Raw genomic sequence first — 14,763 nt, 5'->3', positions numbered from 1 at the left:
NTCGGCATCCGTGGTGTAGCCGGTCTTGGTGCGTTTGGTCTTCGGCATCTCCAGCTCATCGAAGAGCACCACCTGCAGCTGCTTCGGTGAGCCGAGATTGATCTGCTTGCCGATCACCGCGTACGCCGCCTCGGCCGCGTCACGGATCTGACCGGCGAACTCGCTCTGCAGTTCCGTGAGGGTGTCCAGATCGACGGCGATGCCGGCGGTTTCCAGGTCCGCCAGCACCCGCTGGACGGGCAGCTCCATGCTGCCCAGCAGCGCCGAGGAGTCGATACGGGCGAGCTCCTCGTCGAGCGCGTCGGCGAGGTCCATCACCGCGCTGGCACGCAGCAGCAGCGTCTGCACGGCCTGGTCGTCCACGCCGTCGGAGTCATCCAGCAGCGAAAGCTGTTGTTGCTCAGGGTTGTCCGCGCGCAACTCCCGCTTGAGGTAGCGCAGGGACAGGTCGTCGAGGGTGAAACTGCGCTGACCGGGCCGGACCAGGTAGGCGGCCAACGCGGTGTCGGAGGTGATGCCGGCCACCGGCCAGCCGCGACCTTCCAGGTCATGCATCGCGAGCTTGGCCTCGTGCAGCGCCTTGGGCTGGGTGGGATCGGCCAGCCACGACACCAGCGCGGCCTCGTCGGCCGGGTCCAGCGTGGTGGTGTCGAGGTAACGGCCCTCGCCGTCGGGCGCGACGATGGCGATCGCGGTGGTGTCGCTGTCGAAGGCGAGGTGATTGCCGACCACGGCCAGCCCGGAGCGGCGCCCGTCGCTGTGCTCCTCGAGCCAGCCCGCCAGCGTCCCGGGCTGCAACGCCTCACCGCGGACCTCGAAGCCCTCCTCGACCTCGGGATCGGCCGAGGCCAGGGTGTCGAACAGCCGGTCGCGCAACACCCGGAACTCCAGGTCGTCGAACAACCGGTGGATCTGGTCCCGGTTCCACGGCTGCATCCGCAGCGTGTCCGGCGTCTGGGCCAGCGGCACCTCCTTGACCAGGTCGGTGAGCTCCCGGTTGAGCACCACGCTGGACAGGTGGGCGCGCAGCGCATCGCCGACCTTGCCCTTGACCTTGTCGACGTTGTCGACCAGCGCCTGCAGCGACCCGTACTCGGCGATCCACTTGGTGGCCGTCTTCTCCCCCACCCCCGGGATGCCCGGCAGGTTGTCGCTGGGGTCGCCGCGCAGCGCCGCGAAGTCGGGGTACTGCGACGGTGTTAGCCCGTACTTCTCGACCACGGCCTCCGGGGTGAACCGGGTCAGTTCGCTGACCCCCTTGCGCGGGTACAGCACGGTGACGTCGTCGCTGACCAGTTGCAGCGAGTCCCGGTCTCCGGTGACCACCAGCACCCGATAGCCCTCGTTCTCGGCCTGCGTGGCCAGGGTGGCGATGATGTCGTCGGCCTCGAAGCCCGCCTCGGCGAGCACCGTGATGCCCAGCGCCCCCAGCACCTCCTTGGTGATGTCGATCTGGCCGCGGAACTCGTCGGGGGTGGCCGACCGGCCCTCCTTGTACTCCGGGTACTTCTCTTTCCGGAAGGTCTGCCGCGAGACGTCGAAGGCCGCGGCGATGTGGCTGGGCTGCTCGTCACGCAACAGGTTGATGAGCATGGCGGTGAATCCGTAGACCGCGTTGGTGGTCAGCCCGCCCTGGGTCTTGAAGTTCTCGGCCGGCAGCGCGTAGAACGCGCGGAACGCCAGGGAGTTGCCGTCCAGCAGCATCAAGGTGGGCTTCTCGTCGGTCGCCGATGCGGTCTTGGCTGGGCTCACGGCCTTCACTCTAGGCACCGGGGCCGACACCGGATCCATCGGGAATGAACGCAGGGGGCGGGCGGTTACAGCCCATGTCGATCTTATGTAACACTGTTCTATAAGGATCAGGAGCGCACCGCCATGACGAACATCGTCTTCATCCACGGACTCTGGGTCGCCCATACCTCCTGGGAGCCCTGGATCACCTACTTCGCCGAACACGGCCATCGCGCGATCGCCCCGGCCTGGCCGGGCGAACTGCCCACCGTCGAGGAGACCCGCGATCAGGCCTCCGCCCAGGCCGGATTCGGCATCGACGAGCTCACCGCCCACTACGCACGGGTTCTCGAGCAGTTCGACACGCCGCCCGTGGTGATCGGGCATTCCTTCGGCGGGCTGATCGCCCAGAAGCTGCTCGGCGAGAACAAGGCCGCGGCCGCCGTGGCCATCGACCCCGCACCCATCAAAGGGGTGAAGCCGCTGCCGCTCACCCAACTCCGGTCGGCCCTGCCGGTGCTGGGCAACCCGCTCAACCGGGGCCGCGCCAAGGCGCTGACGCCGTCGCAGTGGCGCTACGGCTTCGGTAATGCGCTGAGCTCCGCCGAATCCGACGCGCTGTGGGAGCAGTGGTCGATCCCCTCGCCCGGCAAGCCGCTGTTCGAGGCGGCGACGGCCAACTTCGCTCCGCATTCGCCGGCTCGCGTCGACACCGCCAACTCCGCCCGAGGACCGCTGCTCATCACCGGAGGCACCGCCGACCACACCGTGCCGCTGGTATCGACCAAAGCCGCGCACCGGCTCTACCGGGATTCCGAGGCCGTGACGGACTTCCACGAGTTCGACGGCCGCGGGCACTCCCTGACCATCGATCACGGCTGGCGGGACGTCGCCGACGAGACGCTGGCCTGGCTGGCGCGCCGAGGCGTGGTCGAGGTGGCCTGACGGTGCCCCGACACCGGACCGCCAGTGAACAGGTCTCGGCCGCGTTGCTCGACGCGGCCGAGACCGTGCTCGATCGGGACGGCGTCGCGGCCGTCACGGTGCGGGCGGTCGCCCGGGAAGCGGGCGTCGCGCCGATGGGCGTCTACAACAGGTTCTCGAACAAGGACGGGCTGCTCGCCGCGCTCGCGATCCGGGCGTTCGACGAGCTCGCCGCGGCCATCGACGTCGGACCGGACGGTGGACCCGCCGACAGGTTGCGCCGGGCCAGCCGCGGATACCGCCGATACGCCCTGTCACACCCTGCCCGGTACACGTTGATCTTCGACGTCGGATCCCCGGCAGCCGACCCTGCCTCCCCCGTGACGACACGCGGGCGCGAGGTGTTCGAGACCCTGGTCCAGATGGTCAGGGGCCTGGCCCTGCGCCGCGGGCTCGACCCGGTCCACGCAGCACAGGCCATGTGGAACGGCCAGCACGGCGCGGTCACCCTCGAACTCGCCGGCGTTCTCCAGACACCTGATGCCGCAGCGACTTTCGATCAGACGATCGACGCCCTCATCCGCGGACTGCAGGCTACGCGGAGCTGATCGCCCGCCGCGCGAGCGCGCAGAACGCGTGCGCCGCCGGGCTGGTCGTCTCCCGGCGCCACGCCCACACCAGCCGGCCGCGCAGGTGCGGGGTGAGTCGCATCGGGTGCAGTCCGGCGGTACCGCGCGCCATCGATCGCGGCAGTATCGCCACACCGAGCCCGTGGCGCGCCAGCTGCGCGAGTTCGTCGGGGCTGGAGGCCTCGAACGCGATACGCGGCCGCAGCCCTGCTGCTGCGCAGGCCGCGTCGAGCCGCGATCGCAGCCCCGTCCCCACCGGGAGCGAGATCAGCGGGTACTCGCACAACTGACTGAGCGACAACGTCTTGCGCGCCCGCAGCGGATGGGTCAACGCGACGGCGGGCTCGATGCTCTCGTCGGTGATCACCGCACAGTCCAGATCCGCCGGCGCCTGGTCGACAGCGATGGACACGATGGCCGCGTCGAGTCTCCCGTCGGCGAGTTCGGCCAGCAGGACGTCGGAGTTGTCGGTGCGAAGGCTGATCTCGACGCCGGGATGGGCGCTGTGGAAATCGGCCATCAGGTGCGCGACGTCGACCGGATGCAATGTCACCGTGCCGATCGCCACCGTGCCCCGCACCAGGTTCGCCACCTCGTCGACCGCCTGCCGGGCGTCGCGGACGGCGGCGAGTGCGGCCCGCGCGTGCGGCAGCATCGCAGCACCGGCCTGCGTGAGGCGGACCTCGCGGCTCGACCGCGTCAGCAGGGGCTGGCCCACCTGCCGCTCGAGGCGCTGGATCTGCGCACTCACCGCAGGCTGGGCGACGCGCTCGCGCTGGGCGGCCCGGGTGAAACTGCCTTCCTCCACGACGGCGACGAAATACTCGAGCTGACGTAGCTCCATAACGTCAGCTTATAGCCATGTGCATCAACATGTATTGGACTTATCGATGGCAGCCGGCGCACCCTGGAAGGAGGAAGGAGACCCGATGTCCACCTACGTCCTCGTGCCCGGAATGTGCCACGGTGCTTGGTGTTTCGACGAGCTGTCAACGTCCCTGCGGGACGCCGGCCACCACGTGCTGGCGATCACCCTCACCGGCGTCGCCGAACGCGCGCACCTGCTACCCGGCGGAGTCAACCTCGACACCCACATCGCCGACGTCCTCGCCGCCATCGACAACGACTCCGCCGCAGACGACCACCTGATCCTCGTCGGGCACAGCTACGGCGGCATGGTGATCACCGGAGTCGCTGACCGAATCCCCGATCGGGTCGACTCGCTGGTGTTTCTCGACGCCGTGGTACCCCGCGATGGCGATGCATGCTGGGACCTGGTCAACGACGAGGAGCGGCAGTGGTACGTCGCGGTCGACGACACCGGATTCGGTGTCCCGCCGATGCCGTTCTTCGACGACCGGGCCACGTCGCATCCCCTCGCGACGGTGCTGCAACCACTGCGCCTGCGCGGCGAACTGAGCCGGTTCCGCCGCCGCGTCTTCGTCTACGCGCTGGACTGGCCGGGCGACTCGCCGCTACGCCCCTCCTACGAGCGGGTGCGCCACGACCCGTCCTGGGTGGTCCACGAACTGGACGGCAAGCACAACCTGATGCGGGACAAGCCCGAGGACCTCCTGCGCATCCTGCTCGAGGCCAGTCCTCAGTAGCCGAGGAGTTTCCGGAACTGTTGACCCACCGCCATCGACTCGCCCATCCGCTGCACCCAGCCGTCGAGAGCGGCTTTGGTGTCGGCGGGGTTCCAGCCCCGCTCCGATGCGAGGGCGATCATGCCGGCCTCATCGGTGACTCCGCGGGCCTGCGCGTCGCGGGCGAGGCTGGCGTAGTCCTGCAGCGACACCCCGTTGATCGGCTCCCAGATCGGGTCGTCGGCAGCGACAGAACGCGTCGACGGTCCGCCGAATACGGCAGGATCGACCGGCCCGGCGCCGTGCACATGCACCATGCCCTGCTGAGCCGCCTCTTTGGCCTTCTTGAACAGTCCCATGGGTGTCTCCGATCGCTCCGGCCCCCGGCTGTGGCGGGGACGCTACTCCGGCATCAGTGCATCCGGAGCCGATCGCTACCGATCCCAACTTCCAAACTGGAACACGTTTCAGTTTTCGGGGCCGACTGGGTACGCTGACCGCGTGTCAGCATCCACACAACCTGCGGTCGACGGCTGGTTCGCCACCGACGGGTCGGGTCAGCCCTATCTGATCGGCGCCAAGTGTCACCAGTGCGGGACCTATGTGTTCCCGCCGCGCACCAACAACTGCCCCAACCCCGGCTGCGACGGCGACGACCTCGCGCAGGTGCCGCTGTCTCGGCGGGGCACGCTGTGGAGCTACACGGAGAACCGCTACGCGCCACCGCCGCCGTACCCGTCGCCGGATCCGTTCGAGCCCTTCGCGGTCGCGGCGGTCGAGTTGGCCGAAGAAGGGTTGATCGTGCTCGGCAAGGTCGTCGAGGGCACGCTGGCCGCCGACCTGAAGGTCGGCATGGAGATGGAACTGACCACGATGCCGCTCTACGTCGACGACGACGGAGTCGAACGCATCGTGCACGCGTGGAGGATCGCATGAACCCGGAACCCGTCTACATCCTCGGTGCCGGCATGCACCCGTGGGGCAAGTGGGGGCGCGACTTCACCGAGTACGGCGTCGTCGCCGCCCGCGCCGCGCTGGCCGAGGCCGGTCTGGACTGGCGCCAGATCCAGCTCGTCGCCGGGGCGGACACGATCCGCAACGGCTACCCCGGCTTCGTCGCCGGCGCGACCTTCGCCCAGAAGCTGGGATGGAACGGCATTCCCGTCACGTCGAGCTACGCGGCATGCGCCAGCGGATCTCAGGCACTGCAGAGCGCCCGGGCGCAGATCCTGGCCGGCTTCTGCGACGTCGCCCTCGTGATAGGAGCCGACACCACCCCCAAGGGCTTCTTCGCGCCCGTCGGCGGGGAGCGCAAGAACGATCCCGACTGGCAGCGCTTCCATCTCATCGGCGCGACCAACACCGTGTACTTCGCCCTGTTGGCGCGGCGCCGCATGGACCTCTACGGCGCCACTCTCGAGGACTTCGCCGCGGTGAAGGTCAAGAACGCGCGGCACGGTCTGAACAACCCGAACGCCCGCTACCGCAAGGAAGCCACCGTCGACGACGTGCTGGCCAGCCCGGTGGTGTCGGATCCGTTGCGGCTGCTCGACATCTGCGCGACCTCGGACGGCGCTGCCGCGCTGATCGTGGCGAGCAAGGCCTTCGCCGAGAAGCACCTCGGCTCGGTCGAGGGTGTGCCGTCGGTGCGCGCGGTGAGCCTGCAGTCGCCGCAGTACCCGCAGCATCTGCCCGAATTGCCGGACATCGCAACGGATTCCACCGCCGTGGTGCCGGGCCCCGAGCGGGTGTTCAAAGATCAGATCCTCGACGCCGCCTACGCCGAGGCCGGCATCGGGCCGGAGGACCTGAGTCTGGCCGAGGTCTACGACCTGTCCACCGCGCTGGAACTCGACTGGTACGAGCATCTCGGTCTGTGCGCCAAGGGTGAGGCCGAGCATCTGCTGCGCAGCGGCGCGACCACCATCGGCGGCCGCATCCCGGTCAACGCCTCCGGCGGCCTCGCCAGCTTCGGCGAAGCCATTCCGGCGCAAGCCATCGCGCAGGTCTGCGAGTTGAGCTGGCAGCTGCGCGGGCGTGCCACCGGCCGTCAGGTGGACGGCGCCACGGTCGGCGTCACCGCCAACCAGGGCCTGTTCGGCCACGGCTCCTCGGTCGTCGTCGCCCGCTAGGGGCGGGGGGCACCCTTCTCCGCTGGGGGCACCCTTCTCCCGCGAGCGTGCGTGTCCGCGGCCAACACGCCGCACAAATTCGGGACATTCCGCACGCTCGTGACGACGAGCGGGCAGTCGACGGCAACGCCAATCAGTAGCCCGGGCGGCCGGTATAGGTCGGCGGGCTGGACGTCGTGGTGATCACCGTCGACTGGTTGGTCAGATAGGGCCCGGACGGCGTCTGACCCGGCGCGACGGTCAGGGCGACCGCGCCGACAACGGCCATGCCGGCGAGGCCACTCGCGGCGATGAGCTTGAACATCATGAGTCCACTCCGTTTCCGGGCGCCTCAGCATCGACACCCCTACACAGTGATGACGACGGAGAGGCCCAACGGGTTCACTGTCACGGCGCTCGCTGGCGACGAGCGTGCGTGAACTCGCGGATCCGCCCGGCGTGGCGCCCGCAGGCACGCACGCTCGGCGAGAGAAGGGGTAAGGGCTAAGCGACGCCGAGGTATGCCGCGCGGATGCTGTCGTCGGCCAGCAGGTCACGCGCGTTGCCGGTGTGGGTGACTTCACCGGTCTCGAGTATGTACGCGCGGTCGGACCGGCTCAGCGCCTGCTGGGCGTTCTGCTCGACCAGCAGCACCGTGGTCCCGGTCGCGTTGATCTCAGCGATGATCTTGAAGATCTGCGAGATGACCATCGGCGCAAGCCCCATCGAGGGCTCATCGAGGAGCAACACCTTGGGCCGCGCCATCAGGGCGCGGCCGATCGCCAGCATCTGCTGCTCCCCGCCCGACAGCGTGCCGCCCACCTGGGTTCGGCGCTCTGCAAGCCGCGGGAAGGTCTCGAGGATCCAGTCGAGCCGCTCGTCGTGTTCGGCCTTCGACGCGAATTTGCGCCCGTAGCAGCCCATTTCGAGGTTCTCGACGATCGTCATGCCCGGGAAGACGCCACGGCCCTCGGGTGCCTGGATCAGCCCGTCGGCGACCCGGCGGTGCGCTTTGACTCGGCTGATGTCGCGGCCGTCGAACCACACCGAACCCGAGGTCAGCGGCAGCAGACCCGAGATGGCCCGCATCATCGTGGTCTTGCCCGCGCCGTTGGAGCCGAGCAGCGTGACCAGTTCCCCCTCGTGCACGGTCAGCGACACCGAGTGCAGGGCCTTGATCCGGCCGTAGTGCACCACCAGGTCGCGTGCCTCCAGCAGCACGGGCCGAGGATCAGCTGATGTCGTCATCGGGAACCCCCAGGTACGCGGCGATGACCTTGGGGTCCTCGCGGATCTCGGCGGGCAGGCCGTCGGCGATCTTGCGACCGAACTCCAGCACCACGATCCGGTCGGTCACCCCCATCACCAACCGCATGTCGTGTTCGATCAGCAGCACGGTGTAGCCGTCGTCGCGGATCTTGCGGATCAGGTCGATCAGCGCGGACTTCTCGCTCGGGTTGAAGCCGGCCGCCGGCTCGTCCAGGCACAGCAGCTTGGGTTCGGTGGCCAGGGCGCGGGCGATCTCGAGGCGGCGCTGATCGCCGTAGGACAGGTTCTTGGCCTTCTCCTCCCCGCGGTGCGCGATGCCCACGAAGTGGAGCAATGCAGCCGATCTCTCGATGGCCGAGCGTTCCTCGCGGCGGTGCCGCGGTGAGCGGAACAGCGCGCCGGGCACCGAGGTGTGGTGCCGCGCGTCGGTTCCGACCATGACGTTCTCCAGCGCGGTCATCTCCCCGAAGAGCCGGATGTTCTGGAATGTGCGGGCGATGCCGCGCCGGGTGATCTGGTGCCGCTTGATCCGGCCGATGGGCTCGCCGTCGAACACCACCGAACCCGCACTCGGCCGGTACACCCCGGTGATCGCGTTGAAGCAGGTGGTCTTGCCGGCGCCGTTGGGGCCGATCAGCCCGAGGATCTCACCGCGACGGATGTCGAAGGTCACCGAATCGAGCGCGGTGAGGCCGCCGAACTTCACGGTCAGATCCGTGGTCTGCAACAGCACCTCCCCCTCATCGGCCGCGATCTCGCGGTGCACGCCGGCGAGATCTTCGATGCTCATTGCGCCGGCTCCTTCACCGTCGGCGTGTCCTTCGGCCCGGCACGCAACAGATTCCGTGCGGCCTTGCCGTACGCGAGCAGCTGCTGGCGGGCGGGGAACAGACCCTGCGGCCGGAAGATCATCAGCACCACCAGCGCCAGCCCGAAGAACAGGTACTTCAGGTTGCCCATGTCGATACCCAGGAAGTGCACGCCCAGAAGGCGATTGGGCAGGTACACGATGATGAACGCGCCGAGGATGACGCCCAGCTTGTTGCCCTGCCCGCCGAGCACGACCGCGCACAGGAACAGCATCGAGTTGATGATGTTGAACGTCGGCGGGGCGACGTACTGCACCTGGCCGGCGTACAGCGCACCGGACAGACCGCCGATCGCGGCGCCGATGGTGAACGCCCACAGCTTGAACCGGAACGTGTTGACGCCCATGACCTCTGCGGCGTCCTCGTCCTCGCGCACCGCGATCCAGGCCCGGCCGACCCGGCTGCGTTCGAGATTGCCCACGAGCAGCAGGATGACGACGATCAGGATCAGGCCGAGCCAGAACCACCACGTGCCGTAGTTCGCGTCGCCCGACGAATTCGACACCGAGAACACGCCTTGCGGGTTCTTCTCGCTCTCGAGGAAGTGTGGGAAGGCCACCTCGTTGAGGCCGCGCGGACCGTTGGTGATGTCGGCGAGGTTGTCGGCCATCAGCCGGATGATCTCGCCGAAACCCAACGTCACGATCGCGAGGTAGTCACCGCGCAGCCGCAGCGTCGGGAAGCCGAGGATCAGACCGGTCAACGCCGTGAACGCCATCGCCAGCGGAACGCACGACAGCCAGGCCCACGGCGTGCTGAAGAAGCCCTCTGGGCCGACCTGGTTCCACGGACTCTCCGGGCTGGTGAGCAGTGCCACCGTGTAGGCACCGACCGCGTAGAACCCCACATAACCGAGATCGAGCAGGCCCGCCTGTCCGACAACGACATTCAGGCCGATCGCGATGATCGCGACCATGGCGAACTGTGCCATCGTGCCGCCGAAGCTGATGCCCGGGGTGTCGATGAACGGCGGGGTGAACAACGGCGACAGCGCCACCCCGGCGAACAGGATGATGCCGAACACCCACTTCTGCGCTCGGGACAGCCCGTCCCACCAGTCGGTCACCCGCGCCCACGTTGCCGTCATGCCCGCGCCTTCCCGAGGCTCTCGCCGAGTATGCCCGTCGGGCGCACCAGCAGCACCAGCACCAGAAGGACGAACGCGACGACGTCACGCCACTGGGTACCGAACACGGCCTGCCCGTAGTTCTCCATGATGCCCAGGATCAGACCACCCAGCAGAGCGCCGCGCAGGTTGCCGATGCCGCCGAGCACGGCCGCCGAGAACGCCTTGATGCCGAGCAGGAATCCACCGGAGTAGATGATGCCCTGCGGCACCTTGAGCGTGTAGAGCAGCGCGGCGGCGCCGGCCAGCACGCCACCGATGAGGAACGTCGTCATGATGATGCGCTCCCGCGACACCCCCATCAACGTCGCGGTCGTCGGATCCTGCGCCACCGCACGGATTCCGCGGCCGAACTTGGTGCGGTTGATCGCCAGATCGGTGAGCACCGCCAGCACCAGCGCGGCGACGATGATGACGATCGTGACGTTGGAGATCGCCACCCCGAAGAACGTGAACTGGGTCTTGGGCTGCACCAGCACGATCGGCTGCTGAGCGTTCGGCCCGCCGTAGCCCGGAATGAGCTTGGGCAGGATGAACAGCACGAACTGCTGCAGGACGAACGACATGCCGATCGCCGTGATCAGGAACGTCAACGACCGGGCGTTCCGTCTGCGCAGCGGCCGGTAGGCGACGAACTCCAATCCGACCGCTGCCCCGCCCGAGATCAGCATCGCGAACAACATCGCCACCCCGAGGTAGACGATCGTCAGCACGACACCCTTGTTGTAGGCGTTGCCGCTCGGGGTGAACCCCAGGATCATGTCCAGCGCGAAGTAGGCGCCGAACATGCCCAGCATGAAGATCTCCGAGTGCGCGAAGTTGATCAGCCGCAGCACGCCGAACACCAGCGTGTACCCGACCGCCACCAGGGCGTAGATCGCGCCCCAGGACAACCCGTCGATCGTCAACTGCCAGAAGCTGTCGAACAGCGCTCCGACGTTGAAGTTGATGTTGGCGGCCAGGATCATCGGTGTGGCGGCTCCTCGACGAGTGCAAAACGCGTCCGAGCCGTCGAGCCCGGACGCGTTTCGCGTCAGCGGTTATTGAACTTCGTACATCCAGATCAGCGTGGTGGTGAGCTCACCGGTGGGGGTCCACTGGTACTTACGCGCCACGCCCTGACCGTCGTAGTTGCGCACGAAGTCGAGCAGCGCGGGCCGGGTGATGGCCCCGGAGTCGATGCCCTTGAGCAGGATGGTGCCCAGGTCGTAGCCCTCGGTGCTGTAGGTGCCGGGGGCCTGGTTGAACTTCTTGGTGTACTCGTCGGCGAAGGCGCCCGTCGCCGGCCCGCACGGGCAGGACAGCAGCGCACCCTTCGAGGACTCACCCGCCTGCTTGACGAACTCGGGGTCCTTGGTGCCGTCGGCGCTGACGAACGTGCCCTCGAAGCCGCCGTCCTTGAGCTGCTGGACGAACGGTGCCGCCTCGGCGTAATAACCGCTGTAGAACACCGAGTCCGGCGCCGCTCCCTTGACCTGGGTCACGGCCGCCGAGAAGTCCTTGTCGCCCTTCTTGACCGAGATGTTGCACGCCGAATCCGCGACCGGCCCGAGGGTGTCTCGCACCGCCTGGGCCAGGCCGAGACCGTAGTCCGTGCTGTCGTCGACGACGCACACCTTCTTGTTGGAGAGCGTGTTCTTCAGGTAATTCGCCACCGCGGGTCCCTGGACGCCGTCGTTGGCCAGGCCACGGAAGAAGGTCTTCCACCCGTTCTCCGACAGCGTCACGTTCGTCGCCGACGCGGTGGTCGCGACCAGGCCGGCCTGGTCGAACACGCCGCCGGTGGCCTTGGTCTCACCGGAGAACGCCGGGCCGACAAGGCCGATCGTGTACTGGTCGTCGACGATCTGCGGGGCGATGGCGGTGGCCTTCTGCGGGTCGCCCTCGGTGTCGAACGGCTTGAGCTGCACCTGGCAGCCGGGGTTGGCCGCGTTGTGCTTGTCGATGGCCAGCTGCACACCGTTCTTGATGTTGATGCCCAGGGCCGCGTCGGGGCCGTTGAGCGCGCCGGCCATGGCGATCGACACGGGCGGGCAGGTGGCCTTGCCGTCACCTGCCGGATCGGCCGGTGAGGCGCCTTCGGCAGCCTTGACCTCGGCGCCGTTCTCGTCGATCTGGACCTTCTCGACGATCTTCAGATTCGCTTGCGACGCCTCCTCCTCGGGCGCGCTCTGATTGCAGCCGGCAAGAGCCAGCACAATCAGTCCCGCGCTACCGAGAGCAAATGCATTGCGTGCCATGCGACCGCGCACGTCCCACCTCCGGTTCATGTGTTGATCGACACCGTCGTGCCTACCCCGGACGGCGGAGGCGGCGGTGCTTCGCGACGACCATAACCAACGCGCCGCCGTGGTGCGTGATGTTGAGGAACGCGTGGCGCCGATCGGGTGTCGGGATCCGTCAAATGTCGATTTCGGAAACGCAGACTTAACGGACTATGCCTGGACAGGCCGTCACTGCACTGCCGGGGGCGCCTCGTCCGCGGGGGGATCGAGGGTCTCGAGGACCACCTCGGCGACCCGCTTCATGGTGGTGCGGCGGTCCATCGCGGCCCGCTGGATCCACTTGAAGGCCTCGGGCTCGGTCATGTTCTGCTTGGTTTGCAGCAAACCCTTCGCGCGCTCGACGAGCTTGCGGGTCTCCAACCGGTCCGACAGGTTGGCCACTTCCTTCTCCAGCTCGGAGATCTCGCTGAACCGGCTGACCGCCACCTCGATCGCCGGAATCAGATCGGTGATGTTGAACGGCTTGACCAGGTAGGCCATCGCGCCGGCGTCGCGGGCGCGCTCGACGAGGTCGCGCTGGCTGAACGCGGTGAGGATGACGATGGGCGCGATGCGCTTGCTGGCGATCTCGGCCGCGGCGTCGATGCCGTCGCGGCGGGGCATCTTGACGTCCATGATCACCAGATCCGGGCGCAGCGACTCGGCGAGATCCACGGCCTCCTGCCCGTCGCCGGCCTCGCCGACGATCTCGTAGCCCTCTTCGCGCAGCATCTCGGCCAGGTCGAGCCGGATGAGCGCCTCGTCCTCGGCGACGAGCACTCGGCGCGGCGGGGCGGCATCTGTCGGGGACGCAGTCATGACCAACATTGTGTCGGGCGAAGCCGGGATGAGCGACCGCGGGGCCATCCTCTATGGTGGGAGGCCGCACGGCGGTGTACGCACTGCCCCGGGAAGCCCTCGTATCCCAACTGGCAGAGGAAACGGATTCAAAACCCGTCCAGTGTGAGTTCGAATCTCACCGAGGGCACTCACCACGCGCCTGTCCAGCAAGAAGCCCCGCCCTCGTGACGAAGGCGGGGCGTCCTGGGAGAGCCGTAGGGGCGGTCAGCTCTCCGATCCGGTGTCGCTGCTGCCGGCACTGGACGACGACGTCGAGGACGACGTCTCGTGGGCCGTGGTTTCCTTCTTCTCCTCGGACTTCGCCTCGGTCTTGTCGTCGGCCTTGGATGACGAGGACGACTCCGACTTGTCCTTCTTCGTCGTGAGCTTCTTGATGTCGTCCTTCAGTTGCTTGACGAAGTCACGCCCGACCTTCTTGGTGTCCTTGGCCGAAGTGTCGTCGCCGGTCGGCTCGGCCGCCCGGTGCTTGCCGACGTACTCCGTCGACTGCGCCGGCGGGGTCGCGGTGGTCACCTCGCTCTGATCCTTCGCGACGGTGGCAGCGGTGGTGACCACGGTCGTGCCGCCCGGAGTCTGCGTCGCGGCCGCCGGGAGCGGAATGTTCACCACCCCGTTGATCCACTTCTTCTTCTCGAAGGCGTTGTTGCGCGTGTATCCGCGGTCGATGATCGGCTTGAGGATCGCGCTCAACTTGGCCAGCTGCACGGGGTCCGCACCGGCTTCGAGCATCGGATGCAGCAGCGGCACAATGGGATCCGTATAGGGGATGAGGATCGTCGTGACCGTCCCGCCGTCGGCGTTGGTCTCCACCTTGTAGTGCATGGGATCATTCGCGAAATCGGTGTTGAACGCCGCGTCCACATGCAGCATGTCCGCGCCCTGCGCCGCGTTGAGCACGGCGAGGATGTTGAACAGGTTGTCGGGCATGTCCGCCACGCCGTCGTACTCCGCCGACACCATGTACACGTCGTATGGCGTGACCGGAAGGTTGGGGCGGTACTTCACGCCGGAGTAGTAGATGCGGCTCGGCGCGCCGTAGATCATCACGTTCATGTGATCGGCGTCGGGCACGTCGATGCCATCGGTGGTGTTCTCACGAGCCGCTTCCAACTGCCGGAGCGCCTCGATCACCGACGGGGCACCTTTGCTGCCCCCGCCGATCGTCAGCACCGCGCCTTCGGGTTGGGCCAGAACCGCGTTGTAGAGGTTGGTGGCACCCTCGGGGATGGAGTCGTTGAACTCCGCATCCCCCGGAAACGGGACGCTGATCCGGTCGTCGTACGGCGCGAAGTAGCCCCCGAACGCCGTGCACATCTGCTCCGGCGTCAGCACGGCGTACGACCCCTGTCCGCCGACCAGTAGCGCAGTGACCCCGTTGGTGCTCGACGGCCCC

16 protein-coding genes and 1 tRNA gene are annotated in these 14,763 nt (G+C 67.7%); 6 read left to right on the top strand and 11 right to left on the bottom strand.

The annotated features are described in order from the left end of the window. Position 1 precedes the first annotated feature (1 nt). On the bottom strand, positions 2 to 1,752 hold a 1,751-nt coding region (locus tag MCHUDSM44219_RS30865), incomplete at its 3' end, for a DNA polymerase (protein WP_236695408.1). A gap of 123 nt (positions 1,753 to 1,875) precedes the next feature. Here MCHUDSM44219_RS30865 and MCHUDSM44219_RS09530 point away from each other — a divergent pair. Both MCHUDSM44219_RS09530 and MCHUDSM44219_RS30260 read left to right on the top strand, forming a co-directional pair. After that, entirely contained in the window at positions 1,876 to 2,676 is an 801-nt protein-coding gene (locus tag MCHUDSM44219_RS09530; protein WP_048417969.1) for an alpha/beta hydrolase, read from the top strand. A gap of 2 nt (positions 2,677 to 2,678) precedes the next feature. Then, positions 2,679 to 3,263 carry a TetR/AcrR family transcriptional regulator gene (locus tag MCHUDSM44219_RS30260; RefSeq protein ID WP_053081219.1) on the top strand — a complete coding sequence of 195 codons (585 nt, stop codon included), beginning with the start codon at positions 2,679 to 2,681 and terminating at the stop codon, positions 3,261 to 3,263. Here MCHUDSM44219_RS30260 and MCHUDSM44219_RS09520 read toward each other — a convergent pair. Next, entirely contained in the window at positions 3,250 to 4,128 is an 879-nt protein-coding gene (locus tag MCHUDSM44219_RS09520; RefSeq protein ID WP_048417968.1) for a LysR family transcriptional regulator, read from the bottom strand. The genes MCHUDSM44219_RS30260 and MCHUDSM44219_RS09520 overlap by 14 nt on opposite strands. Before the next feature lie 85 nt (positions 4,129 to 4,213). On the opposite strand from MCHUDSM44219_RS09520, the gene MCHUDSM44219_RS09515 reads away from it, so the two are divergent. Continuing rightward, the gene (locus MCHUDSM44219_RS09515; RefSeq protein ID WP_048418018.1) at positions 4,214 to 4,891 is read left to right on the top strand and encodes an alpha/beta fold hydrolase; all 678 of its coding nucleotides are present in this window, start codon (positions 4,214 to 4,216) and stop codon (positions 4,889 to 4,891) included. Here the strand turns inward: MCHUDSM44219_RS09515 and MCHUDSM44219_RS09510 are convergent. Then, positions 4,885 to 5,229, bottom strand: a complete 345-nt coding sequence (locus tag MCHUDSM44219_RS09510) for a hypothetical protein (protein WP_048417967.1) — start codon at positions 5,227 to 5,229, stop codon at positions 4,885 to 4,887. The two genes, MCHUDSM44219_RS09515 and MCHUDSM44219_RS09510, sit on opposite strands and share 7 nt — an antisense overlap. 142 nt (positions 5,230 to 5,371) lie before the next feature. Between MCHUDSM44219_RS09510 and MCHUDSM44219_RS09505 the strand changes: the two genes are divergently transcribed. Both MCHUDSM44219_RS09505 and MCHUDSM44219_RS09500 read left to right on the top strand, forming a co-directional pair. Further along, positions 5,372 to 5,806, top strand: coding sequence for a Zn-ribbon domain-containing OB-fold protein (locus tag MCHUDSM44219_RS09505; protein ID WP_048417966.1), 435 nt, complete (start codon positions 5,372 to 5,374; stop codon positions 5,804 to 5,806). Beyond that, positions 5,803 to 7,002 (top strand): lipid-transfer protein, encoded by a 1,200-nt coding sequence (locus tag MCHUDSM44219_RS09500; RefSeq protein WP_048418017.1) that lies wholly within the window; start codon positions 5,803 to 5,805, stop codon positions 7,000 to 7,002. Before MCHUDSM44219_RS09505 ends, MCHUDSM44219_RS09500 begins: the two co-directional genes overlap by 4 nt. A 133-nt stretch (positions 7,003 to 7,135) precedes the next feature. Here MCHUDSM44219_RS09500 and MCHUDSM44219_RS29950 read toward each other — a convergent pair whose 3' ends face one another. From MCHUDSM44219_RS29950 to MCHUDSM44219_RS09470, 7 genes are all read right to left on the bottom strand, one after another. Continuing rightward, positions 7,136 to 7,309 carry a hypothetical protein gene (locus MCHUDSM44219_RS29950; RefSeq protein WP_157868757.1) on the bottom strand — a complete coding sequence of 58 codons (174 nt, stop codon included), beginning with the start codon at positions 7,307 to 7,309 and terminating at the stop codon, positions 7,136 to 7,138. 176 nt (positions 7,310 to 7,485) lie between these two features. Continuing rightward, on the bottom strand, positions 7,486 to 8,229 hold the full coding sequence (locus MCHUDSM44219_RS09495) for an ABC transporter ATP-binding protein (RefSeq protein ID WP_048417965.1): 744 nt from the start codon (positions 8,227 to 8,229) through the stop codon (positions 7,486 to 7,488). Beyond that, positions 8,213 to 9,040, bottom strand: a complete 828-nt coding sequence (locus MCHUDSM44219_RS09490) for an ABC transporter ATP-binding protein (RefSeq protein ID WP_048417964.1) — start codon at positions 9,038 to 9,040, stop codon at positions 8,213 to 8,215. Before MCHUDSM44219_RS09490 ends, MCHUDSM44219_RS09495 begins: the two co-directional genes overlap by 17 nt. Beyond that, the gene (locus tag MCHUDSM44219_RS09485) at positions 9,037 to 10,206 is read right to left on the bottom strand and encodes a branched-chain amino acid ABC transporter permease (protein WP_048417963.1); all 1,170 of its coding nucleotides are present in this window, start codon (positions 10,204 to 10,206) and stop codon (positions 9,037 to 9,039) included. The genes MCHUDSM44219_RS09490 and MCHUDSM44219_RS09485 overlap by 4 nt, the downstream gene beginning before the upstream one ends. Beyond that, entirely contained in the window at positions 10,203 to 11,213 is a 1,011-nt protein-coding gene (locus MCHUDSM44219_RS09480) for a branched-chain amino acid ABC transporter permease (RefSeq protein WP_048417962.1), read from the bottom strand. The genes MCHUDSM44219_RS09485 and MCHUDSM44219_RS09480 overlap by 4 nt, the downstream gene beginning before the upstream one ends. A gap of 72 nt (positions 11,214 to 11,285) precedes the next feature. Beyond that, positions 11,286 to 12,497, bottom strand: a complete 1,212-nt coding sequence (locus tag MCHUDSM44219_RS09475; RefSeq protein WP_048418016.1) for a branched-chain amino acid ABC transporter substrate-binding protein — start codon at positions 12,495 to 12,497, stop codon at positions 11,286 to 11,288. A gap of 201 nt (positions 12,498 to 12,698) precedes the next feature. Beyond that, positions 12,699 to 13,328 carry a two-component system response regulator PdtaR gene (locus MCHUDSM44219_RS09470; RefSeq protein WP_178044636.1) on the bottom strand — a complete coding sequence of 210 codons (630 nt, stop codon included), beginning with the start codon at positions 13,326 to 13,328 and terminating at the stop codon, positions 12,699 to 12,701. Between the two features lie 95 nt (positions 13,329 to 13,423). Here MCHUDSM44219_RS09470 and MCHUDSM44219_RS09465 point away from each other — a divergent pair. Beyond that, positions 13,424 to 13,497, top strand: a tRNA-Leu gene (locus MCHUDSM44219_RS09465). Between the two features lie 77 nt (positions 13,498 to 13,574). On the opposite strand, the gene MCHUDSM44219_RS09460 is transcribed toward MCHUDSM44219_RS09465, so the two are convergent. Next, positions 13,575 to 14,702, bottom strand: coding sequence for a PE-PPE domain-containing protein (locus tag MCHUDSM44219_RS09460; RefSeq protein WP_162232088.1), 1,128 nt, complete (start codon positions 14,700 to 14,702; stop codon positions 13,575 to 13,577). Positions 14,703 to 14,763: the final 61 nt, after the last annotated feature.

The sequence above is a fragment of the Mycolicibacterium chubuense genome, from assembly GCF_001044255.1.
GTDB classification, from domain to species: domain Bacteria; phylum Actinomycetota; class Actinomycetes; order Mycobacteriales; family Mycobacteriaceae; genus Mycobacterium; species Mycobacterium chubuense.
Note: the sequence above shows the minus strand (reverse complement) of the source record. Positions and strands in the feature narration are given on the sequence as shown.

Excerpts from the sequence above, each read along its gene's own strand:
- MCHUDSM44219_RS09495 (WP_048417965.1), bottom strand. The coding sequence starts at position 8,229 with ATGACGACATCAGCTGATCCTCGGCCCGTGCTGCTGGAGGCACGCGAC.
- MCHUDSM44219_RS09470 (WP_178044636.1), bottom strand. The coding sequence starts at position 13,328 with ATGACTGCGTCCCCGACAGATGCCGCCCCGCCGCGCCGAGTGCTCGTC.
- MCHUDSM44219_RS09500 (WP_048418017.1), top strand. The coding sequence starts at position 5,803 with ATGAACCCGGAACCCGTCTACATCCTCGGTGCCGGCATGCACCCGTGG.
- MCHUDSM44219_RS09480 (WP_048417962.1), bottom strand. The coding sequence starts at position 11,213 with ATGATCCTGGCCGCCAACATCAACTTCAACGTCGGAGCGCTGTTCGAC.
- MCHUDSM44219_RS09510 (WP_048417967.1), bottom strand. The coding sequence starts at position 5,229 with ATGGGACTGTTCAAGAAGGCCAAAGAGGCGGCTCAGCAGGGCATGGTG.
- MCHUDSM44219_RS09520 (WP_048417968.1), bottom strand. The coding sequence starts at position 4,128 with ATGGAGCTACGTCAGCTCGAGTATTTCGTCGCCGTCGTGGAGGAAGGC.
- MCHUDSM44219_RS09485 (WP_048417963.1), bottom strand. The coding sequence starts at position 10,206 with ATGACGGCAACGTGGGCGCGGGTGACCGACTGGTGGGACGGGCTGTCC.
- MCHUDSM44219_RS09530 (WP_048417969.1), top strand. The coding sequence starts at position 1,876 with ATGACGAACATCGTCTTCATCCACGGACTCTGGGTCGCCCATACCTCC.
- MCHUDSM44219_RS09515 (WP_048418018.1), top strand. The coding sequence starts at position 4,214 with ATGTCCACCTACGTCCTCGTGCCCGGAATGTGCCACGGTGCTTGGTGT.
- MCHUDSM44219_RS29950 (WP_157868757.1), bottom strand. The coding sequence starts at position 7,309 with ATGATGTTCAAGCTCATCGCCGCGAGTGGCCTCGCCGGCATGGCCGTT.
- MCHUDSM44219_RS09490 (WP_048417964.1), bottom strand. The coding sequence starts at position 9,040 with ATGAGCATCGAAGATCTCGCCGGCGTGCACCGCGAGATCGCGGCCGAT.